General features: G+C 70.2%; 16 protein-coding genes and 1 pseudogene. 12 read left to right on the plus strand and 5 right to left on the minus strand.

The genetic code is table 11. The annotated features are described in order from the left end of the window. The first annotated feature begins 80 nt into the window (after nucleotides 1–80). Nucleotides 81–365 carry a Fe-S cluster assembly protein HesB gene (locus tag Q9G87_RS13805; protein ID WP_305916704.1) on the plus strand — a complete coding sequence of 95 codons (285 nt, stop codon included), beginning with the start codon at nucleotides 81–83 and terminating at the stop codon, nucleotides 363–365. Here the strand turns inward: Q9G87_RS13805 and Q9G87_RS13810 are convergent. Further along, nucleotides 362–1,051, minus strand: coding sequence for a rhodanese-like domain-containing protein (locus Q9G87_RS13810; RefSeq protein ID WP_305916705.1), 690 nt, complete (start codon nucleotides 1,049–1,051; stop codon nucleotides 362–364). The two genes, Q9G87_RS13805 and Q9G87_RS13810, sit on opposite strands and share 4 nt — an antisense overlap. Nucleotides 1,052–1,136: 85 nt before the next feature. Here Q9G87_RS13810 and Q9G87_RS13815 point away from each other — a divergent pair, with 85 nt between their 5' ends. Beyond that, complete coding sequence (locus Q9G87_RS13815; RefSeq protein ID WP_305916706.1) at nucleotides 1,137–3,152, plus strand: CehA/McbA family metallohydrolase; 2,016 nt, start codon at nucleotides 1,137–1,139, stop codon at nucleotides 3,150–3,152. On the opposite strand, the gene Q9G87_RS13820 is transcribed toward Q9G87_RS13815, so the two are convergent. Then, nucleotides 3,149–3,868 (minus strand): helix-turn-helix transcriptional regulator, encoded by a 720-nt coding sequence (locus Q9G87_RS13820; RefSeq protein WP_305916707.1) that lies wholly within the window; start codon nucleotides 3,866–3,868, stop codon nucleotides 3,149–3,151. The two genes, Q9G87_RS13815 and Q9G87_RS13820, sit on opposite strands and share 4 nt — an antisense overlap. Before the next feature lie 86 nt (nucleotides 3,869–3,954). Here Q9G87_RS13820 and Q9G87_RS13825 point away from each other — a divergent pair, with 86 nt between their 5' ends. Continuing rightward, nucleotides 3,955–4,362 (plus strand): hypothetical protein, encoded by a 408-nt coding sequence (locus tag Q9G87_RS13825; protein ID WP_305916708.1) that lies wholly within the window; start codon nucleotides 3,955–3,957, stop codon nucleotides 4,360–4,362. 10 nt (nucleotides 4,363–4,372) lie between these two features. Here the strand turns inward: Q9G87_RS13825 and Q9G87_RS13830 are convergent, their stop codons facing one another. Beyond that, nucleotides 4,373–4,999, minus strand: a complete 627-nt coding sequence (locus Q9G87_RS13830; RefSeq protein WP_305916709.1) for a TetR/AcrR family transcriptional regulator — start codon at nucleotides 4,997–4,999, stop codon at nucleotides 4,373–4,375. Between the two features lie 58 nt (nucleotides 5,000–5,057). Between Q9G87_RS13830 and Q9G87_RS13835 the strand changes: the two genes are divergently transcribed. The 4 genes and pseudogenes from Q9G87_RS13835 to Q9G87_RS13850 all read left to right on the plus strand — a co-directional run bounded on the left by Q9G87_RS13835 (nucleotide 5,058) and on the right by Q9G87_RS13850 (nucleotide 8,713). After that, nucleotides 5,058–5,699, plus strand: coding sequence for a DUF4386 family protein (locus Q9G87_RS13835; protein WP_305916710.1), 642 nt, complete (start codon nucleotides 5,058–5,060; stop codon nucleotides 5,697–5,699). Between the two features lie 235 nt (nucleotides 5,700–5,934). Next, nucleotides 5,935–6,458 (plus strand): annotated as a pseudogene (locus tag Q9G87_RS13840) (NAD(P)-dependent oxidoreductase). Further along, nucleotides 6,385–6,711, plus strand: coding sequence for a PaaI family thioesterase (locus Q9G87_RS13845; protein WP_305916711.1), 327 nt, complete (start codon nucleotides 6,385–6,387; stop codon nucleotides 6,709–6,711). The pseudogene Q9G87_RS13840 and the gene Q9G87_RS13845 overlap by 74 nt, the downstream one beginning before the upstream one ends. Before the next feature lie 88 nt (nucleotides 6,712–6,799). Continuing rightward, a complete protein-coding gene (locus tag Q9G87_RS13850; RefSeq protein ID WP_305916712.1) occupies nucleotides 6,800–8,713 on the plus strand; it encodes an N-acetylmuramoyl-L-alanine amidase in 1,914 nt (637 codons plus the stop codon). On the opposite strand, the gene Q9G87_RS13855 is transcribed toward Q9G87_RS13850, so the two are convergent. Both Q9G87_RS13855 and glgP read right to left on the minus strand, forming a co-directional pair. Beyond that, complete coding sequence (locus Q9G87_RS13855) at nucleotides 8,676–9,572, minus strand: MurR/RpiR family transcriptional regulator (protein WP_305916713.1); 897 nt, start codon at nucleotides 9,570–9,572, stop codon at nucleotides 8,676–8,678. The two genes, Q9G87_RS13850 and Q9G87_RS13855, sit on opposite strands and share 38 nt — an antisense overlap. 65 nt (nucleotides 9,573–9,637) lie before the next feature. Beyond that, on the minus strand, nucleotides 9,638–12,220 hold the full coding sequence (gene glgP / locus Q9G87_RS13860) for an alpha-glucan family phosphorylase (RefSeq protein ID WP_305916714.1): 2,583 nt from the start codon (nucleotides 12,218–12,220) through the stop codon (nucleotides 9,638–9,640). A 243-nt stretch (nucleotides 12,221–12,463) separates the two neighbouring features. On the opposite strand from glgP, the gene Q9G87_RS13865 reads away from it, so the two are divergent. From Q9G87_RS13865 to glgB, 5 genes are all read left to right on the plus strand, one after another. After that, complete coding sequence (locus Q9G87_RS13865) at nucleotides 12,464–14,569, plus strand: alpha-1,4-glucan--maltose-1-phosphate maltosyltransferase (RefSeq protein ID WP_305916715.1); 2,106 nt, start codon at nucleotides 12,464–12,466, stop codon at nucleotides 14,567–14,569. 70 nt (nucleotides 14,570–14,639) lie between these two features. Continuing rightward, nucleotides 14,640–16,343 (plus strand): maltose alpha-D-glucosyltransferase, encoded by a 1,704-nt coding sequence (gene treS, locus Q9G87_RS13870; RefSeq protein ID WP_305916716.1) that lies wholly within the window; start codon nucleotides 14,640–14,642, stop codon nucleotides 16,341–16,343. Nucleotides 16,344–16,346: 3 nt separating this feature from the next. Then, nucleotides 16,347–17,672 carry a maltokinase N-terminal cap-like domain-containing protein gene (locus Q9G87_RS13875; protein ID WP_305916717.1) on the plus strand — a complete coding sequence of 442 codons (1,326 nt, stop codon included), beginning with the start codon at nucleotides 16,347–16,349 and terminating at the stop codon, nucleotides 17,670–17,672. Nucleotides 17,673–17,789: 117 nt separating this feature from the next. Beyond that, the gene (locus Q9G87_RS13880) at nucleotides 17,790–20,876 is read left to right on the plus strand and encodes a BTAD domain-containing putative transcriptional regulator (protein ID WP_371825766.1); all 3,087 of its coding nucleotides are present in this window, start codon (nucleotides 17,790–17,792) and stop codon (nucleotides 20,874–20,876) included. Between the two features lie 164 nt (nucleotides 20,877–21,040). Beyond that, nucleotides 21,041–23,194, plus strand: coding sequence for a 1,4-alpha-glucan branching protein GlgB (gene glgB, locus Q9G87_RS13885; RefSeq protein WP_305916818.1), 2,154 nt, complete (start codon nucleotides 21,041–21,043; stop codon nucleotides 23,192–23,194). Nucleotides 23,195–23,220 lie beyond the last annotated feature (26 nt).

A 23,220-nucleotide genomic window follows, 5' to 3' on the forward strand; every position in this document is an offset into this window, starting at 1 on the left:
GGCGGCGGACCCGCCATGCCGCGTTTGGGCAGATCGCTGCTGGGGAGGCGGAGGTTCTCGATGGTGTGAAGGAGCTTGCAGTGCTGACCTTGACTCACAACGCCGTCGTCGCGATCCGCGACGTGATGGCCGGTGTCGACGTGCCCGCCGACGCGGGCCTGCGCATCTCCGCGAAGGCCGACGAGGCCGGTGCGCTCGAACTCGCCCTGGCCAGCCAGCCGCAGGCCGGCGACCAGATCATCGAGGCGGAGGACATACGCGTCTTCGTGGCCGAGGACACCGTGGCGATCCTGGACGACAAGTCACTCGACGCCCAACCGGGCACCCCGGGCCAGCCGACGTTCCGGCTGGACCGGCGGCCCTAGCCGAGGTCGGACTCCGATGCCTGCGGGCGGACGTCGCCGAGCCCGAACAACCCCACCAGCGTGCCGTCCGCCTTCGTGACGACGACATGATCTACTTTCGCCCGGTCCATCCGCTGGATCAGCGGCTCGAGCTGCTCGCTCGGGCGCACCGTGGTCACCCCGACGCGCATGGCCTGCTCGGCGGTGCCGCTCATGTCGGCGCCCTTGAGCTCGCTCGACCCGACAACGCCCTGGACCACGTCGTCCTGGTCGACCACCACCGCGAGTCCCGCCGGGTCGCCGATGATCCGTTCGGTGAGCTCCTCCAGCGGGTCGTCGAGGCCGGCCGTGACGGGGTCGCGGCGGACGTTCTCCGACACCAGGTGGGCCTCCCCCTCGTACGGCAGCCCGGCCGCCAGCCAGTCCATCTTGCCCGCCCCATAGTCGTGCACCTCGCCGAATCCCAGGCGTTCGAGCCGGTGGGCGGCGCGCGGGCTCAGGTCGCACAGCGCGTCGTGGCAGTAGACGACCACCGGCCGCGCGCGATCCAGCGCCGAGGAGCCCTTCTCGAGGGCGCCGAGCGGCAGGTTCACGGCCCTGGGCAGGTGCGCCCACGCGTACTCCTCTTCCGGAAGCACCTCGACCAGCTGGGCCTGGCGGGCGGCGACCAGGTCCTGTACGGCTTCGCGATCGATGATGTGCGTCATGAGGATTCACGTACCCCCAGATATCGCTCGCATGGGCTCGTCCTCCGTGTCACGATGACGGCGCGGCCTATTCAGGGAGTGTCCGATGTGTGACAATCCGCTGCTACCCGACTCCGTCGCCCGCGCGCTGGCCGACTACCGTTCCCTGCGTGACGCCCACGGGCCCTGCTGGGGCGAGCCGCCCATCTCATATGTCGACGAGGCGTGGGCCACCGTCTTCCTCGACGCCCGCCACAACTACTGGGGTGCGGCCGTCGGCCAGTTGGCCGAGCGCTACCCCGAGGTCCCTCCCGCCGAGCTCAACGACCGCTTGGGCGAGGTGGACCTGGACCGGCTGCTCCGCGACACCCTCGGCGGCGAAGTGCCGGACAACCTGCCGGCGCTGCGCCTGTCGCCCGCGGGGGCCACGCTGGCCGCCGAGACGCGGGTGGTGCTGGACGACGGCCCCATCCCCACGGCGTTGTTGCTGGACTCCAGCTCGGACGAGCCGGTCGAGGTTGTCGTGGACGGCACGGCGCACGTGGTGCCGCCCCGCGGGGCCAAGGTGGTCGAGCTCGTGCGGGAGATCGCCGTCGGCGGTCGCCCCGTGGACCTGTCGCCACTGGCCAGGCGGTCCGCCGCGGCCACGATCCGGGTGCGGGCCGGGTTCCCCTGCCGGTGGAGTGTGACGAGCGCGAACGGGCAAGGCTGGTATCCCGAGGGTGCGCCGCCCAAGCTGGACGCCCATCGCACGCCGTACTTCCACGGCGACGACCTCGTGATCACTGTGCCCGCCGAGCCGATCACGGTGACGGTGACCAGGGGCATGGAATACACCTCCGCCGAGGTCGTGGTGACCCCTGACGCGGGCCGGGAGACGCTGGTGGAGCTGACGCCCGAGCGGTTGTACGACGCCGCCGCCCGCGGCTGGTACGGCGGCGACCTGCACGTGCACCTCAACTGGATGGGCGAGGAGCCCGCCGCGCCCGCGCTGGCCGCGGCCGCGCAGCACGGCGAGGACCTGCACGTGCTCAGCCTCGTGGCGGGCAACGTCGCGAGCGAGCGGGTCTACGACGTGGAGGCGCTGGAGCACTGGGTGGGTGAGGACCTGCCGTGGTCGGACGAGCGGCACCTGGCCAGGATCGGGGTGGAATACCGCAACGACCTGGTCGGCCACTTCAGCGCATTCGGCCTGCGTGACCTGCCCAAGCGTTACCACACGGGCTTCCTCGGCACGGTGGACTGGCCGCCCAACGCGGTCGCGCTCGAAGAGCTGCGCGCGCTGGGCGCGATCACCGGGTACGGGCATCCGTTCCACGTCCCCTTCGACGACGAGGACCCGCCTGATGTGGTGCTCGCCCGCGGGCGCAACTGCTCGGCCAGGGAGATCGTCGCCGACGCCGCCCTGGGTCTGATCGACACCTTGGACGTGCTCAACCACTCCTCCATCACGGCCACCGCCGCCGTCTACCGCCGCCTGATCGGCGCGGGCAACCGGCTCACGGTCACCGCGGGCACCGACGCCGTGCTGTCCTTCTGCCGCCGCGGCACCGCCTCCGGTCCCCCGGGCTGGGAGCGGGTCTACGCCAACGTGGCCGGCCCGCTCACCGCGGAGTCCTTCGCCGAGGCGATCCTGCTCGGCCGCACGTTCGCGACCACCGGGCCGTGGCTGGAGATCACGGTGAACGGGCACGGGCCTGGGGAGACTCTGGAGCTGGCACCCGGGCAGCGGGTGGAGATCGTGGCCGCCTCGATCGGGCCCGAGGTCGAGCACCTGGAGATCCACACCGCGGCGGGCATGCTGGCGCGGGGGCGGCCCGGGCGCCTGGTCACGTCGATGGAGGTGAGCGAGCCGACGTACGTGGTGGCCGTGGCCTCGGGCGGGCCGCATCCGCGGGCCTTCCATCGGCGCGGCGCGTACGCGCACAGCAGCCCGGTGTACCTGGACGTCGCGGGCGAGCACGTGGCCAGGGAGGCCGACGTGCGATGGTGCCTGGCGTGGCTGGACCGGCTGGAGGCGGTGGTCCGCGAGTTCGGCACGTTCGAGACCGACGATCAGCTGGGGGACCACCTGGAGCTGTACGAGCGGGCGCGGGCCGTCTACCGGGGGCGGCTCCCCTAGCCGGACCGGCCGCCCATCTGTCCTTCCATGGCCAAGCTCACGCAGCAGCGGTTGTCGCCGGGTTCCAACCTGGCCTCCACCTTGGGCGGCGCGACGCTCTCCACCAGGCCCGTGATCAGAGCGTGGTTCATGTGGCAGACCAGCTCCCGCTGTGCCTCTGCGAGAGCGTGGAAAGGGCAGTTGGCCATGATGACGCGGGTGCTCTCGCGCCGCGGCTCGTACCCGTGCTCGCTGAGCGCCCCGACCGCGAGATCCAGCGCCGCCTGCGGGGTGGTGGGCCGGCCTTCGGCGGACACCGCCCCTCCGCCGATCGCGGCGCCGTGCTCGGCCGCCACCCGCCGGAGCACTTCCAGGACGGGCGCGCCAGTCCCGGCCGACTCGGCGATCGCGTCGGCCATGAGCCGGCCGGCGAGCAGGTAGTCGCGGCTGGGCAACGAGACGGCGAACTCGCGGGCCGCCCGGCGGTACAACTTCGAGCTGCGTCCCGCGCCCGGCCCCGTCCTTCCGGTGAGCCGGGCGTAGACGGCCTCGAGCAGCCCTTCGGACTCGAGCCTGTCGAGATGGAACTTGGCCTTGTGGCGGGCGATCCCGATGGCCTCGGCGGCCTGGTCGCGGCTCACGGGTCCTGGCTGCGCGCACACGAACAGGTACAACTCCTGGCGTACGGGGTCGGCGAGAGTGCCGATGCCCGTGATGTTCTGATCGACTCCGCGCACCGGCCGGCCTTTCTAACGGAGAAAGCCATTGACGTTACATGAGTGGCCTTCTAACGTACAAAATAGCATCCGTTAGGAGCTCGCCCATGAGTACTGATTTATCGACTCGCCTGAAGAATCCCTCTTATCAGGCATTCGCACTGCTGCGCACCGGATTCACGGTCGCGCCGATCCTGTTCGGGCTCGACAAGTTCACCAACATCCTGACCGAGTGGACGGCCTACCTGGCGCCGTGGATCGACAACCTCGTCCCCGGCGACGCCGTGATGGCCATGAGGATCGTCGGTGTGATCGAGATCCTGGCGGGCCTACTGGTCGGGTTCGCGCCGAGGATCGGGGCGTACGTCGTCGCCCTCTGGCTCGCCGGGATCATCGTCAACCTGCTGACGTTCTCCGGGTTCTACGACGTCGCGTTGCGCGACTTCGGCCTCATGATCGGGGCACTGGCGCTGGCCAGGCTCGCGCAGGCGCATGCCAGGGACGCAGGCAGCTAGTCCTGGCGCACTACTTCCCGGCCGCCAATCCGGCCAGCACCCGCTCTAGACCCCAGCGGAACTGGCCGGTCGAGATATACGCCGCGATGGCGTCCGCGGCGGCGTGGGTACGCGGGAAGGACTCGGGTTCGATGTCGAACGCCACCTGGCGGGCGGCGATCCGCTCGGCCTCCGGCGGGACGGGGCCGGGCCCGCGTACCTCCGCCGCCTCCAAGGCTATCGAGCCCAGGACGTACACCATGACCGTGTAGGCGGCGCGCGGGTCGGGCAGCGCGGCCAGCAACGACTCGCCCACCCGTAGCGCGACCGGGCCGCTGAAGGCGGCGCCGAGTATCGACGGGACCGCGGCGGGGTGACGCATCAGGACCTCGCGCAGGTTGAGCGCGAAGGCGGCGATGCGCTCGCCCGGCGGGCGGCCCTCGTCCTCCAGCAGTCCGAGGTCGGCCTCACCGAGCAGGCGGTCGGTCAGCGCGGTCACGATCGCGGCCCGGTCCGGGAAGTAGGTGTACAGCGCACCGGGCGTCAGGCCCACGCGAGTGGCCAGCGCCCGCATGGTGAGCCCGCCGGCGTCGATCAATTCCAGGGCGGCGTCGAGCACCGCCTTCTGGTCCACCGAACGTTGAGGTCCTCTCTTCACAAGGCAACTCTAAACGGCGTTTAATGTTAAACACCGTTCAGAGTTAGGAGCCTGTGCCATGAGATGGACCCTGATCGCCGCCGTCGTCGCCGCGAACCTCGCCTTCGCCGGCCTCGCCGCCACCTTCGACTACCCCGGCGTGCTCGCCGAGCCTCCCGGGCGGATCCTGGCCGCGTTCGCCGCTCATCAGGCGGTGGTGTCCGCCTGGTTCCTGCTGCTGGCGGTGAGCGCCCTGGCGCTCGTGCCCGCGGCGGTCTTACTGGGCCGACTGCTGCCCCCGGGGCCTGCCGCCGCTCTGTCCGTGCCGGTCGGTGTGCTCGCCGGCCTGGTGCAGGCGCTGGGGCTGCTGCGCTGGCCGTACGCGGTGCCGGTGCTGGCCCACGCGGCCGATCCGGGCGCCGCTGAGACGACGTTCGCCGCCCTGCACGGCTACCTCGGGACAGGGATCGGCGAGACCCTCGGCTACCTGCTCACCGCCGCCTGGACGGCGCTGGTGCTGGCCGCACTGCCACGGCGGCCGCGCTGGTTCGCGGTGGCCGGTGTGGTCTCGGCCGTGGCCATAGCCGCCGGCGTGCTCACGCCGCTCGCCGTGCCGGGTGCGGACCTGGTCAACTTCGCTGGGTACGTGGTGTGGAGCGTGTGGGCCCTGGTGCTGGCCGTCCTGCGTGACCGCCTCCTGCCGCAGCAGGTGCACGCCTGACGCGAACCGCGGCAGGGCTGCTCGACGGACCAGGTCAGGGCCGCCGGCCCGGCCGGTCGACGACGCCGGAGGCGAGCAGGCTGCCCTTCTTGATGGAGACGTACACGCGGGGCTCGTCGTGGTTCCTGACCGCGATCAACCGCGGTTGCAGGGCTGATCGAATATCGTCGCCGACACCCCGGGCAGGGGCGCGAGCACCATTGCCTTCATCGGCCTCGGCATCATGGGCAGCCCCATGGCGGTGCACCTGGTCAGGGCCGGGCACAGCCTGGCCGGCTACAACCGCTCACCGGCGACGACGGCGTGTTCGCGCACGCCGCCCCCGGCACGCTGATCATCGACTTCTCCTCGATCCGCCCCGACGTCACCCGCGAGCTGGCCGAGGAGGCAGGCCGCCGCGGCCTGCGCTACCTGGACGCGCCGGTCTCGGGCGGCGAGGCCGGTGCTCGGAATGCCGCTCTGTCAATCATGGTGGGCGGCGAGGGCGACGCCTTCGAGGCTGCCAAGCCGGTCTTCGACGCGGTCGGCAAGACCGTGGTCCACGTGGGACCGAGCGGCGCGGGCCAGACGGTCAAGGCGGCCAACCAGCTCATTGTGGCCGCCAACATCGTGACGTCCGCGGCCCGCGAGGCCGGCGTCGTGCTGCCCCTGGGAGCGCTTATGGCCCAGCTCGTGGCGGCGGCGAATGCCAACGGCGACGGCGGGCTCGACCACTCGGCCCTGCTCCGCGGCGTCGAACGCCTCTCGGGCACCTCGTAACGAACGGCCGGAAACTGTCGGTGGGGTCGGGTTCAATCGGCGGAGGCGAGTGATCGGTTCACCAATCCAGTTCCTGCGCCCGGCCCGCCCCGGTCGGCTCGTGGGCCACGGTCGGGTCGTACGGCGAGGCAGGCAGGTGTGCTTCATGGCCGGCGAGCTCCTATGCCCGGATGGCGAGCCCGTGGCCGTGGCCACTGCCACCGCCCACATCCAGTCCCTCGACCCGCAGTCCCGACAGAGTGTTAACGAGTGAAAAATATCTTCGCAAAGATCTCGTCAGCGAAGGAAAATGTTGAGACGCTGAACTCCACCACAGCGCCCCCAGCCCTGAGGAGTGGTTCATGCGCAGATTACTGGCGATCGCCGTGGTCGCCATCCTGCCCTTAACGAACGTCACCGCCGCCCGCGCCCAGGAGCCCGCCGACCGCCAGCAGGCCTTCGCCGCCGCCGCCGAGGAGTTCCAGGTCCCGCAGAGCGTTCTGCTCGGCGTCTCCTACCTTGAGTCCCGCTGGGACGCCCACGCCGGCCAGCCTTCCAGCGACGCCGGGTTCGGGCCCATGCACCTGACCGACGCGGCCGCGTACACCGGGTCCAACCATCACCACGAGGGTGAGGAGGACGCCCGCGGCGACGAGAGCCGGCCGCTGCCGGCACCCGAAGAGCAGCCTGAGCCCACCGAGATCCCCGCCTCCCTGCGCACCATGGAGCGGGCGGCCGAGCTGACCGGCGAGAGCCACGAGCGGCTGCGTACGGACGACGCCGCCAACATCCGGGGCGGCGCGGCGCTGCTGGCCGACTACCAGAAGGCGCTCGGGGCGCCGCTGAGCGACGACCCGGGCGAGTGGTACGGCGCCGTGGCCAAATACTCGGGCGCCGAGGAGGCCGGCGCCGCCAAGTTCTTCGCCGACGAGGTCTTCACCACGATCGAGGAAGGCGCCGAGCGGACCACCGACGACGGGGAGCGGGTCCGGCTGCCGGCCGTGCCCGGCCTCGTGAGGATCGAGAAGTGGCTGGAGAAGCTCGGCCTGCGCCCGCCGCGGGCCGACGGCGTCGAGTGCCCCGCCTCGGTCTCCTGCGAGTGGATCCCCTCGGCTTACCAGCAGTTGCCCAATGGCAATTACGGGCACTACGACCTGGCGAACCGGCCGGTCAGCCAGAAGATCGACTACATCATCATTCACGACATGGAGGGATATTTCCTGCCCTCCATCCGCCTCAACCAGGACCCGAACTACCGCGCGAGCTGGCAATACTCCATCCGCTCCGCCGACGGCCACATCGCCCAGCACATCAAGAGCAAGGACGTCGCCTGGCAGGCCGGCAACTGGTACATCAACGCCAAGTCCATCGGCATCGAGCACGAGGGCTTCCTGGCCGAGGGCAGCACCTGGTACACCGAGGCGATGTACCGCTCGTCCGCCCGCCTGGTCCGCTACCTGGCGCTCAGGCACGGCGTGCCGCTGGACCGCGCCCACATCCTGGGCCACGACAACGTGCCCGGCACGCTGCCGACCACGGTCCGGCAGATGCACGAGGACCCGGGACCGTTCTGGGACTGGGCGCACTACTTCCGGCTGATGGGCGCGCCACTGCACCAGTTCGGCGGACCGCAGGCCGGGTCGATCATGATCAACCCGGACTTCGCCACCAACAAGCCGTACTTCTACGGCTGCGACCGTAAGAACCCGTCAGCCGCCTGCCCGCCGCTGCCCGCCGGCACCGTCTGGCTGCGTACCGAGCCGCGCGCTGACGCGCCGCTGGTCAAGGACATCGGCAAGCACCCCACGGGCGAGTCCCTCTACAGCGTCTATGACCACAGCGCCCGCGCCAGCACCGGCCAGCGCTTCGCGGTGGCCGACCGCCAGGGCGACTGGACAGCGATCTGGTATCTCGGCCAGAAGGCGTGGTTCCACAACCCGGCCGGCGCGCCGACCGCCATCCCGTCCATGGGCCTGGTCGTGACCCCGAAGCCGGGCAAGGCGACCGTCCCGGTGTACGGCAGGGCGTACCCGGAGCAGGAGGCGTACCCGGCGGGCATCCCCTACCAGGCCGTGACGCCGCTGCAGTACACGTTCTCGGCAGGCGAGAAGTACACCCTCGCCGGTCCGGCGGCCACGGAATACTACCGGGCGGTCACCTTCAACCTGGAGGACCACAAGGTGGTCCGCGGGAAGACCAAGTATCTGGAGATCCAGTTCGGCCACCGCGTGATGTTCGTCAAAGCTGACGACGTGCAGGTGAGTTTCTCCGGGTGAACTCCTTGACGGCGCGCCTGGTGCTCGCGAGCGCCTCCTGAGAGGAGTCGTACGTGCGCTGGGCGACGCCGACGAACAAGCAGTCGACGACGAGGAGCTGGCTGATCCTGCTGGCCAGGGCGCCGGGACGGAACTCCGTCTCACGCCCGGCGGAGATCAGCACGTGCTCGGCCAGCTCCGCGATCGACGAGCGCGGGTTGTTGGTGATCGCGACCGTGGTCGCGCCCGCCTCCTTCGCCCGCAACAGGGGCTCGATCACGTCGGGGGTCTCCCCCGAGGTGCTGATCCCGATCGCCACGTCCCCGGCCCTGAGCAGGACCGCGCTGGTCAGCGCCAGGTGCGCGTCCTGAAAGGCGTGGCTGGACAGGCCGATGCGCAGCAGCTTCTGCGCGACGTCCTCGGCCACGAGCCCGGAGGCGCCGACCCCGTAGGCGTCGATCCGCCGGGCTGCCACGATGGCGTCGACGACCAGGCCGAGCCGCTCCGAGGTCAGCTGGGCCACCGTGTCGTTGATCGCCTCGGACTCGGCCCGCGCGACCTTCTGGATCACCTCCGACAGCGGGTCGTCGGGGGCCAGGTCGCCGGGCACCAGCCGGTCCGGCTGCGCGGCGGCGGCCGCCAGGGCCAGGCGCAGCTGCGGATAGCCGGCGAACCCGAGGAGCCGGGCCGTCCGCACGATCGTGGCCTCGCTGGTGCCCGAGGCGGCGGAGAGCTCCGTGATGGTGCTCCTGGCCACCGTGGCGGGGTCTTCCAGGATGAGGCGTGCGACGGTCTGGGCGGCCGGCGTCAGGGACGGCAGCACACCGCGAACCGTGGCCACCAGAGTGTCGGCCCGCAGGCCGTTGCCGCTGTCGTCCACGGTCCCGATTATGCCCCCTGCCGCCAATGCCCGAGCAGGGCCAGAAGTGCCGTGATAGGTCGCGGTTAGCGCAACGTGCCGTTCGTCATGCCCGCGGGTTCCTCGGGCACGGCGATCAGCCCCAGTTCCGCGGGGGTCGCGAGGAGCGGGTGGTAGGGGACCACCCGGACGGTGTACCCGTAGGCACCCGTGCGGTCGAGCGGCACCGTGCCCGTGTAGTGCGCCCTCCCGTCGTCGTCCACCGACCCCACGGTCAGCTTCGCGTAGGAGGGATGCATCAGCTCGTCGTGCGGCCCGACCTTCCCATAGGCCGCCTCGACCAGCACGTCAGCGGCCTCCAGGTCGCCGAGCGCGATGGTGGCGTGCAACTCCACGGTGGCGCCGACCTCAGGCGTGTCCCCCACGCCCAACGCTTCGACGTGCTCCACCCGGACGCCGGGCCAGGCCCGGGTGACCCGGACCCGCCAGGCGGCGAACGCCTTCGCCGGCGCGTGCGAGTCCGCCGACAGCGCCCTGGCGGCCTTCGCGGCCGGGATGTAGAGGCCCACCACGTAGTCCCTGAGCATGCGCCCCGCGAGCACCTTGGGCCCGAGCGAGGCCAGGGTGTGCTTGACCATCTCCATCCAGCGCCGCGGCAGTCCGTCCATGGGACGGTCGTAGAACCGGTCGGACACCTCGTGCTCGATCAGGTCGTACAGGGCGGAGGCCTCCAGCTCGTCCCGCCGCTCCGGGTCGCTCACGCCGTCGGCGGTGGGGATGGCCCAGCCGTTGGTGCCGTCGTACCACTCGTCCCACCAGCCGTCGCGGATGGACAGGTTGAGCCCGCCGTTCAGCGCTGACTTCATGCCGGAGGTGCCGGACGCCTCCAGGGGCCGCAGCGGGTTGTTCAGCCACACGTCGCAGCCCTGGACCATGAGCTGGCCCAGCGCCATGTCGTAGTCGGGCAGGAACACGATCCGGTGCCTGACGTGCTGCTGGTCGGCGAACTTGACGATCTGCTGGATCAGCTTCTTGCCGCCCTCGTCGGCGGGGTGGGCCTTGCCGGCGATCACGATCTGGACCGGCTTGTGCGGGTCGAGCAGGAGCTCGGCCAGCCGCTGGGGGTCGCGCAGCATGAGCGTGAGCCGTTTGTACGACGGCACGCGCCGGGCGAAGCCGATCGTCAGCACGTCGGGGTCGAGCGCGTCGTCGATCCACCCCAGCTCGGCGTCGGAGGCGCCGCGCTCGCGCCAGGCCTTGCGGAGACGGATCCTGGCGCCCTCGACCAGGCGGCGCCGCTGCGTGCCCCTGATCTTCCAGATGTCGCTGTCGGGGATCTTCTGGATGCCCTCCCAGCCGCGGGCCCGCTCCAGCAGCGAGGGAAGCTCGCGGCCGGCCAGCTCCATGAGCTCGCGGCCGACCCAGGTCGGGGCGTGCACACCGTTGGTGATGGACCCGATCGGGACCTCGTCCACGTCGAATCCCGGCCAGAGGGCCTTGAACATGTCCCTGCTGACCTGGCCGTGCAGCTCGGACACGCCGTTGACCCGCTGGGCCAGCCGCATGCCCATGACCGCCATGTTGAACCGGCTGGGGTCGGCCTCCGCACCCAGCGCCAGGATGCGCTCGACAGGCACGGTGGGCCAGGCGGCCGAGCCGCCGAAGTGGCGCTCGATCATGTCGCGGGGGAACCGGTCGATGCCCGCGGGCACGGGCGTGTGCGTGGTGAACACCGTGCCCGCCCGTACGGCCTCCAGCGCCTCGTCGAAGGAGAGGCGGGCCTCGGTCAGCTCGCGGATGCGCTCCAGGCCGAGGAAGCCGGCGTGGCCCTCGTTGGTGTGGAAGACCTCGGGCTCGGCATGGCCGGTGATGCGGCAGTAGGCCCTGATGGCGCGCACGCCGCCGACGCCCAGCAGCAGCTCCTGCATGAGCCGGTGGTCGGTGCCGCCGCCGTAAAGGCGGTCGGTGATGTCGCGGGCGGGGTTGTCGTTGTCGGCCACATCGGAGTCGAGCAGCAGCAGCGGCACCCGGCCCACCTGCGCCACCCATACCTGCGCGTGCAGCACGCGCTCCTCCGGCAGGGCCAGGCGGATCTTGACGGCGGTGCCGTCGGGCTCCTTGAGCAGGGACAGCGGCAGGCCGCCCGCGTCGAGCGACGGGTAGTGCTCCAGCTGCCAGCCCTCGGGCGAGAGTGACTGCGTGAAGTAGCCGTGCCGGTAGAGCAGGCCGACCGCGAGGATCGGCACGCCCAGGTCGCTGGCCGCTTTGAGGTGGTCGCCCGCCAGGATGCCGAGGCCGCCTGAATACTGCGGCAGCGCGGCCGCGATGCCGTATTCCGGCGAGAAGTAGGCGATGGCGGCGGCGCTGTCGGGCAGCGTCTGATACCAGCGCGGTGAGGTCATGTATTCGCGCAGGTCGTCGGCTGCGTCGGCGAGACGGCGCAGGAAGCGGCGGTCGGCGGCCAGCTCGGTCAACCGGGCCGGTGTGACGGCGCCGAGCAGAGCCACGGGATCGTGCCCGACCTGCTCCCAGAGCTCCGCGTCGACCTCGGCGAAGAGATCCATCGTCTCCGGGTGCCATGACCAGCGGAGATTGTGCACGAGCTCGCCGAGGGCGGCCAGCTCCGCGGGCAGAACGGTGCGGACGGTGAACCGGCGGATTGCTCTCACGATGTGCACCCTACGGGCTAGGAGGGACCAGTCAGTCCTTCACCCCCAGGAACGCCCTTCAAACCCCTTCCGGGAACAAGCATGAAGAGGGAGCATTGGGGCAACTTTCCATGTTGTTGGGCTCTCCCGCACCACACTCGGGAGGTCTATCCGCTGCTGTCCACAATTTACGTGCAAGGATCGTTCCTGCCGAGGAAAGCCTCCGGCGGCACCGGGTGCGCCGCCGCAAACCCTTGAAATGCGATGATCGGACGAATTCCCATCTCGGACATCTCCCCCGTCGTCGACTGCGGGCAGTGGCCCGCCAAAGCGGTCGCCGGCGAGACCTTCCAGGTCTCGGCGACCGTGTTCAGAGAGGGCCACGACGCCGTGGCCGCGGGCGTGGTGCTCACCGCGCCCGACGGGCAGCGTGGTCGGCTGAGACCGATGCGCGAGCTCGCGCCCGGCACCGATCGCTGGGGCGTGAACGTGTCCCTGCCCGCGGAGGGCGACTGGCTCTTCCGCGTGGAGGCGTGGAGCGACCCGATCCACACGTGGCTGCACGACGCGGAGATCAAGATCCCGCGCGGCATGGACGTCGATCTCATGTGCGAGGAAGGCGCCCGGCTCTTCGAGCGGGCCGCCAAGGCCGTGCGCACGCCGGACTGCCCCAACGGCGCACCCACGAGCGGCAACGGCGGCAAGGGCAGCAATAACGGCACAAATGGGCAAAAAAAGGGGAACGGCAACGGCGAGAGCACCTGCGGGCACCGGGCGGCGCTGCTGTCGATCTCCGCCACGCTGCGTGATGAGAACCTGGACCCCCGAGCCCGGTTGTCGATCGCGCAGTTGCCCGAGACCGCCGCGTTGCTGGACGCGCACCCCTACCGCGAGCTGGTGACCCGGTCCAAGTCCCACAAGATCAGAGTGGACCGGCGCCGGGCGCTCTACGGCTCGTGGTACGAGTTCTTCCCCCGGTCGGAGGGGGCGATCGTCAACGACAACGGCATCTCCAAGTCCGGAACCTTCCAGACAGCCGCGAAGAGACTCCCCGCGGTCGCCAAGATGGGGTTCGACGTCGTCTACCTGCCGCCCGTCCACCCCATCGGCAGCACGTTCAGGAAGGGCCGCAACAACACGCTGAGCCCGGAGCCCGACGACCCCGGTTCCCCCTGGGCGATCGGGTCGGAGGACGGCGGCCACGACGCGGTGCACCCGGACCTGGGCACGATCGAGGACTTCGACGAGTTCGTGGCGCGCACGCGCGAGCTGGGCATGGAGGTCGCCCTGGACCTCGCGCTGCAGTGCTCGCCCGACCACCCGTGGGTCAAGGAGCACCCCGAGTGGTTCACGATCAGGGCCGACGGCTCGATCGCCTACGCCGAGAACCCGCCGAAGAAATACCAGGACATCTATCCGGTCAACTTCGACAAGGATCCCGAGGGCATCTACGCCGAGGTCAAGCGGGTGGTGCGGCACTGGATGGACCACGGGGTGCGGATCTTCCGGGTGGACAACCCGCACACCAAGCCGGTGGGGTTCTGGGAGCGGCTGCTGGCCGACATCCACACGACCGACCCGGATGTGATCTTCCTGTCGGAGGCGTTCACCCGTCCGGCGATGTTGCGCACGCTGGCCAAGATCGGCTTTCACCAGTCGTACACGTACTACACGTGGAAGAACTCCAAGTTCGACGTGGAGACGTACCTCGCGGAGCTCTCCCAGGAGACCTCGGCCTACCTGCGGCCGAACCTGTTCGTGAACACGCCGGACATCCTGCACGAATACCTGCAGCACGGCGGGATCCCGGCATTCAAGATCAGGGCGGTGCTGGCCGCGCTCACGTCGCCCACCTGGGGCGTGTATTCAGGGTACGAACTCGGCGAAAGTATCCCGGTTCGCCCAGGCAGCGAGGAATATCTAGATAGTGAGAAATATCAGTACAAGCCCCGCGATTGGATTACGGCCGAACGCGAAGGGCGCAGCCTGGCTCCTTTCATCACCCACCTGAATTTGTTCCGAAGAGCGCATCCGGCGCTGCAGGAATTGCGTAATCTACGATTCCACAGGGTCGACCAACCGGACATCGTCTGCTTCTCCAAGCGGCTTCCTGGCGCCTATGACACGGCCACACGAAGGCACGGGCTGGGCGACGTCGTTCTGGCGGTCGTCAACCTGGATCCGCACCACACCCACGAGGCAACCGTTGATCTTGACCTGCCCGCGCTCGGACTCGACTGGGGCGCCGAATTCGTCGTCGACGACGAGCTCTCTGGCGAGTCCTACCGCTGGAGGCAGAGCAACTATGTACGCCTCGACCCCCATATCCAGCCAGCCCACATTCTCACCGTCCGAGCCGCGCCACGGTAGAACAGATTCAGCGGGGAGTCTTCAACGTGTGTGAAAGCGCCTCCCTCATGAGCACTCGGCGAGGGCGCTCATGAGCTCCACCACACCCATTCCCAACACCTTTGACGAGGAAAAGCCGCGCGATCCTTACTGGTACAAGCGGGCGGTCTTCTACGAGGTCCTGATCAGAGGCTTCGCCGACTCCAATGGGGACGGCACGGGTGACATCCGTGGCCTCATCAGCAAGCTCGACTACCTGCAATGGCTGGGCGTCGACTGCCTCTGGCTGCTGCCGCTGTACGAGTCGCCGCTGCGGGACGGCGGCTACGACATCGCCGACTTCATGAAGATCCTGCCCGAGTTCGGGGACCTGGGGGACTTCGTCCGGCTCGTCGATGAGGCGCACAAGCGCGGCATGCGGGTCATCGCCGACCTGGTCATGAACCACACCAGCGACGCGCACCCGTGGTTCCAGGCCTCGCGGCACGATCCCGAGGGGCCGTTCGGCGACTTCTACGTGTGGTCCGACACCGATGAGAAGTACCAGGACGCCCGGATCATCTTCATCGACACCGAGACGTCCAACTGGACCTACGATCCGGTGCGCGGCCAGTACTACTGGCATCGCTTCTTCCACCACCAGCCGGACCTCAACTACGAGAACCCGGACGTGCAGGAGGCCATGCTGGAGGTGCTGCGGTTCTGGCTGGACCTGGGCATCGACGGGTTCCGGCTGGACGCGGTGCCCTACCTCTTCGAGGAGGAGGGCACCAACTGCGAGAACCTCCCGAGGACGCACGAATACCTCAGGCGAATCCGCACCGAGGTGGACCGGCTCTTCCCGGACCGGGTGCTGCTCGCCGAGGCCAACCAGTGGCCGTCGGACGTGGTGGAGTACTTCGGCGACCCGGTAGGCGGCGGGGACGAATGCCACATGGCCTTCCATTTCCCGCTGATGCCTCGCATCTTCATGGCCGTACGCCGGGAGTCCCGTTACCCCATCTCCGAAATCTTGGCCCAGACGCCGAAGATTCCTGAGCACTGCCAGTGGGGGATCTTCCTCCGCAACCACGACGAGCTGACGCTCGAGATGGTCACGGACGAAGAACGCGACTACATGTACACCGAATACGCCAAGGACCCCCGCATGCGGGCGAACGTCGGCATCCGCCGCCGCCTGGCCCCCCTGCTGGAGAACGACCGCAACCAGATCGAGCTGTTCACCGCGCTGCTCCTGTCGCTGCCCGGCTCCCCGGTGCTGTACTACGGCGACGAGATCGGCATGGGCGACAACATCTGGCTCGGCGACCGCGACGGCGTCCGCACGCCCATGCAGTGGGACCCGGACCGCAACGCCGGCTTCTCCGACTGCGACCCGGGGCGGCTCTACCTGCCGGTGATCATGGACCCGATCTACGGCTACCAGGCCATCAACGTCGAGGCCATGCAGAAGAACGCCGGTTCGCTGCTCCACTGGACCCGACGCATGATCGAGATCCGCAAGCGGCACCCCGTGTTCGGTCTCGGCGAGTACATCGAGCTCAATTCGTCCAACCCCAGCGTGCTCGCGTTCGTGCGGGAGCTGGGTGATGACCGGATGCTGTGCGTGAACAACCTGTCACGCTTCCCGCAGCCGGTCGAACTCGACCTGCGCAGATTCGTCGGCGTCTCCCCCGTGGAAACCATGGGAGGCGTGCCATTTCCGGCAATTGGCGAACTTCCGTATCTTTTGACGCTACCTGGGCATGGGTTCTACTGGTTCACACTCCCGCCGGCCATAACCCAGGAGGAGTAGGACGTGCTTGCTGAGCTCCTTGCCGCATGGATCAGCCGACAGCGATGGTTCGGCGGCAAGGGGCGCCCGATCGACCAGCTGTCGATCGACTCGGACGTCGAGCTGACGCCCGGACTCAGACACTTGATCGTTGCCATCTGGCAGGACGGCTCGCGCGACCGCTACCAGCTCCTGCTCGGCGAGCGCACGGAGCTTCCCGACCGGCTGGCCCACGCACTGATCGCCACGGTCGACGACATCTACCTGTACGACGCCGCGCACGACCCCGACCGCACCGGCTGGCTGCTCGAGGGCATGGGCCACGACGAGACCCGCAGCGGCCTGCGCATGCGCCACGTCCCCGGCATCGAGATCGACACCTCGCCGCGCAGCCTGGTGCTCGGGGCCGAGCAGTCCAACACCTCTCTCGTGTACGGCGACGCCTACATCTGCAAGCTCTTCCGCCGCCTCATCCCCGGGGTCAACCCGGAGCTGGAGATCATCACCGCCCTGGCCGCCAGGAAAGCCCCGCACATCGCGCAGCCGTACGGGTGGATCGAGACCGATCTCGATGGCACGGACACCACTCTGGCGATCATGCAGGAGTTCCTGTCCAACGCCAACGACGGCTGGGACCTGGCGCTGGCCAGCGTGCGCGACCTGTATGCCTCCATGCCCGAGGTCACCGCCGCCGACGCGGGCGGCGACTTCGCGGCCGAGTCGCATCGGCTAGGCGTCGCCACCGCCCAGGTGCACCACGAGCTGGCCGCCGCCTTCCCCACGGACGTCGTCGAGACCCACGAGGTCAAACGCATGGCGGAGGCCTTCAGACGCCGGCTGGGCCGGGCCGTGGCCGAGGTGCCCGAGCTGCGGCAGCACGTGGGCGTCCTGGAGAACACCTATCACCAGGTGGAAAAGCTCACCACCGAAGTGTTCGTGCAGCGGGTTCACGGGGACTACCACCTGGGCCAGGTCATGCGCACCCCCACCGACTGGGTGGTGCTGGACTTCGAGGGCGAGCCCGGGCAGCCGCTGGCCGAGCGCCGGGCGCTGTCGTCGCCGCTACGTGACGTGGCGGGGATGCTGCGCTCGTTCGACTACGCCGCCAGGCACCTGCTGGCCGGCCACCCGGAGGCGGCCGAGCTGGAGCCCAGGGCCCAGGAGTGGGCGGACCGCAACCGGACCGCCTTCATGGAGGGATACATGGAGGGCGGCGGCGGGATCAACCGCGGGGACGCGGCGCTGCTGCGGGCGTTCGAGCTGGCGAAGGCGGTGTACGAGGTGGTCTACGAGGCCAGGAACCGGCCCACGTGGCTGCCCATCCCCTTGGCCGCCTTCCGGCCGCGCTAGGAGAGCTCCCCGAGGTCACGCCGCTCGGACGGCGCCCTTGCCGATCAACCGGTCTGCCTCGGCTGCGAAAAGTGTCGGAGCGCGAGGCTATGGTCTGCTCGGACTGGGCTACGGGGGGTGGATGTGCGTTTCGGGGTGCTGGGGCCGCTCGCCGTGTGGACGGCGGACGGGGAGCCGGTCAGGGTGGTCGAGACCAAGGTCCGGGCGCTCCTCGCCGGCCTGCTGATCCACGCAGGCCAGACGGTCTCCGCCGACCGGCTGGTCGAGGACCTGTGGGGCGATCGCCCGCCCGCTGACGCGCCCGCCGCGCTGCGGGTGAAGGTGTCGCAGCTGCGCGGGGTGCTCGAGGATCGAAAGCTGGTGGCGTACCGGGCTCCTGGATACGTGCTGCGCGTGGAGCCGGACACGGTGGACGCCGGCCGGTTCGAGACGCTGCTCGGGCGCGCGCAACACGCCGACGACCCCAGCGAGCGGGCCTCGCTGCTGCGGCAGGCGCTGGCTCTGTGGCGCGGCGGCGCCTATGCCGAGTTCGCCGACGAGCCGTTCGCGCAGGCCGCCGTGGCACGGCTGGACGAGCAGCGCCTCGTGGCGATGGAGGAGCTGGCCGAGGCCCGGCTCGGGCTGGGCGAGCACGCGCTGGTCGCCGCCGAGCTGGCCGACCTGGTGGCCCGGCATCCGCTGCGGGAGCGGCTGCGGGCCGTGCACGTGCGGGCGCTCTATCTGGCCGGGCGGCAGAGCGAGGCGCTGGCGGCGTATGAGGATCTGCGGCGCCGGCTGCGGGAGGAGTTCGGGGCGGACCCGTCGGCCGAGCTGGCCGGCCTGCACCGGGCGATCCTGCGCCAGGATCCGGCGCTGGACGTGGCCGCTGCGCGGCCTCCGACCAACCTGCCCGCGTCCCTGAGCGGTCTGGTGGGGCGAGAGGAGGCGGTGACCGAGGTCCGTGCCCTGCTGCGCGCCAACCGGCTCGTCACGCTCACGGGGCCGGGAGGCGTCGGCAAGACGCGGCTGGCCCTGGCGGCCGCCGACCTGTTCACGGGCGCGCCGGGCGGCGGCGGGTTCGACGGCGGGGTGTGGCTGGTCGAGCTGGCCTCGCTCCGTGCCGGGGCGCCGGAGGTCGAGGTGGCGGAGGCGATCGCCGGTGTGCTCGGCCTGCGGGACGACATGCCGCACTGCATGCTGGAGCGGCTGGCCGCCACGCTGGGGGCCAAGCGGACGCTGCTCGTGCTGGACAACTGCGAGCACGTGGTCGAGCAAGTGGCCGCGCTGGCGAGCAGGCTGCTGCGCGCCGCCCCGGGACTGCACGTCATGGCCACCAGCCAGGAGTCGCTGCGGATCGAGGGCGAGAGCCTATGGAGCGTGCCGCCGCTCGGACGCGAGGCGGCCGTCGAGCTGTTCACGACCCGGGCGGGCATCGAGCCGGACGCCGACGTGGTGGAGGTCTGCGCGCGGCTGGACGGCATCCCCCTGGCCCTGGAGCTGGCCGCCACGAGGATGCGGACCCTGACCCCGCGCCAGCTCGCCGACCGCCTCGACGACCGCTTCCGGCTGCTCGCCTCGGGTGCGCGCGACGCCCCGGCCAGGCAGCAGACGTTGCGGGCGATGATGGACTGGAGCTGGGAGCTGCTTTCCCCGCACGAGCAGGTGGTGTTACGGCGGCTGGCCGTGCACGCCGACGGGTGCGCGCTGGAGGCGGCCGAGGACGTGTGCGCGGAGCCGGGCGTGGACGTGCTCGACTTGCTGGCCAGACTGGTGGACCGGTCGCTGGTGGTGCGGGCCGCGGGGCCGCGTTTCCGGCTGCTGGAGTCGGTCGCGGCCTACTGCCGGGAGCGGTTGCGGGAGGCCGGCGAGGACGACCTGATCGCACTGCGGCATGTCCGCTACTACACGGCCCTGGCCGAGCGGGCGGAGCCGTACCTGAGAGGGCACGAGCAGCGGCGCACGCTCGCGCTGCTCGACGCCGAGGGCGCCAACCTGAGAGCGGCCCTGGAGACGGCCGTACGGCTCGGCGCGGCCAGCGAGGCGGTGCGGCTGGTGAACGCGATGGCCTGGTATTGGGTTCTGCGCGGCAGGCTCGGCGAGGGCCGGCGGGCGCTGGAGAGCGCCCTGGTCGTCCGCGGCGACGCGGCCGAGACCGAGGTGTGGCTGGCCGGGCTGCGGGCGCTGGCAGGGCAGCCCCAGGTGCCGGACGCCGCGGTGTTCGAGGCCATCGAGGATCCGCTGTCCAGGGCCAGGGCGAGGTGGTTCGCCGGGTTCGCGCTCTACGGCTACCACCACCTGCCGGCGAGCGTGGACCTGGTGCGCGAGGCGTTGGAGTGCTTCAGGGAGCTGGGCGACACGTGGGGCACGGCGGCGGCGCTGAGCGTGCTCGCCCGCAATGCCGCCATGCGCGGCGACCTGGAGGCGCTGCGGCGGGACGGCGAGCAGGGGTTGGCGCTGTTCAGACAGGTCGGCGACCCGTGGGGCGAGATGCGGGCCGCGGAGAACCTCGGAACGCTCGCCGAGATCACCGGCGACTACGACCGGGCTGCCGAGCTGCGCATGGAGGGTCTGCGCATGGCCGAGGAGCTGGGGCTGTGGAGCTCGGTGTCCGACGCGCTGTCGCGGCTGGGCAGGATCGCTCTGCTGACGGGCGACCACGCGGCGGCCGACGATTACCACGAGCGGGCCAGGCGGCTCGCGGCGGCGCAGTCGAACCGGCCCGCGGAGGAGTTCGCCGAGCTGGGGCTCGCGCTGTCGGCCCGGCGGCAGGGGCGGCTGGAGGAGGCCGAGCGGTGGCTGCGTAAGTGGCTGGACTGGGTCAGGGACGTGGCGGGCGAGTCAGGGGCCGCGCTGATCCTGGCCGAGCTGGGATTCGCCGCCGAGCAGCGGGGCGACGCGGCGGCCGCGCTGGAGCTGCAGTCACAGGGCCTGGCGGCGGCCCGCAAGGTCGGCGACCCGCGCGCCATGGCGCTGGCGCTGGAGGGCCTGGCAGGCGCACGGGCGCTCGCCGGACGGCACGAGGAGGCGGCGTTACTGCTGGGCCAGGCGGCGGCGCTCAGGTCGTCCGTGGGCGCCCCGCTGCCGGCCGGCGAGCGCGGTGACGTGGATCGGATCAGCGCCGCGGTGGAGGCGGCCCTGGGCCGGGAGGAGGCCGCGGCGGCGGTGTCCCGTGGTGCGGCCCTACCGCTCGATGACCTACTGTCCGACTACGACCAGTCCGACTAGGACGCCGGGGACCCCGACGGCCAAGAACGCGGAAAGGATCAGTTATCCCTTCCAGCATGCTCTCGTGATGAAGCCGGGATTTTGCACTTTCTGTGATTGTCTCGGTGAAAGCGGGCAGTGCCTGGGATGAACGGTCATCGTAGGGCAAGGTTGGGAGCATGCCGATGAGGACAGAGCTCGACCGCCTGGCGGGCGGGGCGCACCATGATCCGCACTCCGTGCTGGGAGCGCACCCCGTCGCGGGCGGGGTGGTCTTCCGCGCGCTGCGCCCGCTTGCCGAGCGGGTCAGGGTGGTGCTGGAGGACGGTACGGCCCACGACATGAAACACCAGGCTCACGGGGTGTTCGAGGTCACGGTCCCCGGCCTGGACAAGGTGCCCGACTACACGCTCAGCGTCAAATACGCCGGCGCGGAGCCCCGTACGTTCCGGGACCCGTACCGGCACTGGCCCACGCTGGGCGAGGTGGACCTGCATCTCATCGGCGAGGGGCGGCACGAGCGGCTGTGGGAGGCGCTCGGCGCGCGGGTGATGAAGCATGAGGACGTCGAGGGCGCCGCGTTCGCCGTCTGGGCGCCGAACGCGCGCGGCATCCGGGTCGTCGGCGACTTCAACCATTGGGACGGCACCGCTTACCCGATGCGGTCGCTGGGCCGGTCAGGGGTGTGGGAGCTGTTCATCCCCGAGCTGGCGGCGGGCGAGCGATACAAATTCCAGATCCTCGGCGCGGACGGCATTTGGCGGGACAAGGCCGACCCGATGGCCAGGCGGACCGAGGTGCCGCCGATGACGGCCTCCGTGGTGGACAAGTCGTCCTACAGCTGGGACGACGAGGTGTGGATGGCGAACCGGCCGGACAAGCACTCCCAGGCCGAGCCGATGAGCGTCTACGAGGTTCACCTGGGGTCGTGGCGGCCCGGGCTGACGTACGTGGAGCTGGCCGACCAGCTGTCGGAGTACGTCGCCGACATGGGGTTCACGCACGTGGAGCTGTTGCCGGTGGCCGAGCACCCGTTCGGCGGGTCGTGGGGCTACCAGGTGACGTCGTACTACGCGCCGACGGCGAGGTTCGGCACCCCCGACGAGTTCCGCCACTTCGTGGACCGCATGCACCAGCGGGGCATCGGCGTGCTGCTGGACTGGGTGCCGGCGCACTTCCCGATGGACGACTGGGCGCTGGCGCGCTTCGACGGCACGCCGCTGTACGAGCACGCCGACCCGGCCAGGGGCGAGCACCCGGACTGGGGCACGTACGTCTTCGACTTCGGCCGCAGGGAAGTGCGTAACTTCCTGGTCGCCAACGCGCTCTATTGGCTCAAGGAGTTCCACATCGACGGGCTGCGGGTGGACGCGGTGGCGTCGATGCTCTACCTGGACTACTCGCGCCGCGAGGGCGAGTGGACGCCGAACGTCTACGGCGGCAGGGAAAACCTGGACGCGGTCGACTTCCTCAAGGAGATGAACGCCGTCTGCTACCGGGAGACGCCCGGCATCTCGACCGTGGCGGAGGAGTCGACGGCCTGGCCGGGGGTGTCGCGGCCGGTGCACCTGGGCGGGCTCGGGTTCGGGTTCAAGTGGAACATGGGCTGGATGCACGACACGCTCGAATACCTGCGCCATGAGCCGATCTTCCGCCAGTATCACCACCACCAGATGACGTTCTCGCTGCTGTACGCGTACTCCGAGAACTACGTGCTGCCGCTGTCGCACGACGAGGTCGTGCACGGCAAGGGGTCGCTGCTCGGCAAGATGCCCGGCGACGAGTGGCAGCGCTTCGCGCAGCTGCGGGCGCTGCTGGCGTTCATGTGGGCGCATCCGGGCAAGCAGCTGCTGTTCATGGGCGGCGAGTTCGGCCAGGGCTCGGAGTGGTCGGAGGAGCGCGGGCTGGACTGGTGGGTGCTGGAGTTCGACGGCCACCAGGGCGTGCAGCGGCTGGTCCGGGACCTGAACCGGATCTACAAGGAGACTCCGGCGCTCTGGCAGCAGGACTCCTCGCCGGACGGGTTCCGGTGGATCGACGCCGACGATGCTTCCGGGAACACGTTCTCGTTCGTCCGCTACGCGAACGACGGGTCGGCGGTGGCGTGCGTGGTGAACTTCAGCGGCGCGCCGCACGAGAACTACCGGCTCGGGCTCCCGTACGCGGGGCGGTGGGAGGAGGCGGTCAACACCGACGCCTACGCCTACTGGGGCAGCGGCGTGGGCAACATGGGGTCGGTCGAAGCGGCCGTGGAGGCCTACCACGGGCTGCCGTACTCCACCACGCTGCGGGTGCCGCCGATGGGCGCGGTGTGGCTCACGCACGAGGGCACGCGCTGAACGTCCGCTGAAAGTTCGGTGGGAAA

It is taken from the genome of Nonomuraea turcica (genome assembly GCF_030718205.1).
Lineage (GTDB): Bacteria > Actinomycetota > Actinomycetes > Streptosporangiales > Streptosporangiaceae > Nonomuraea.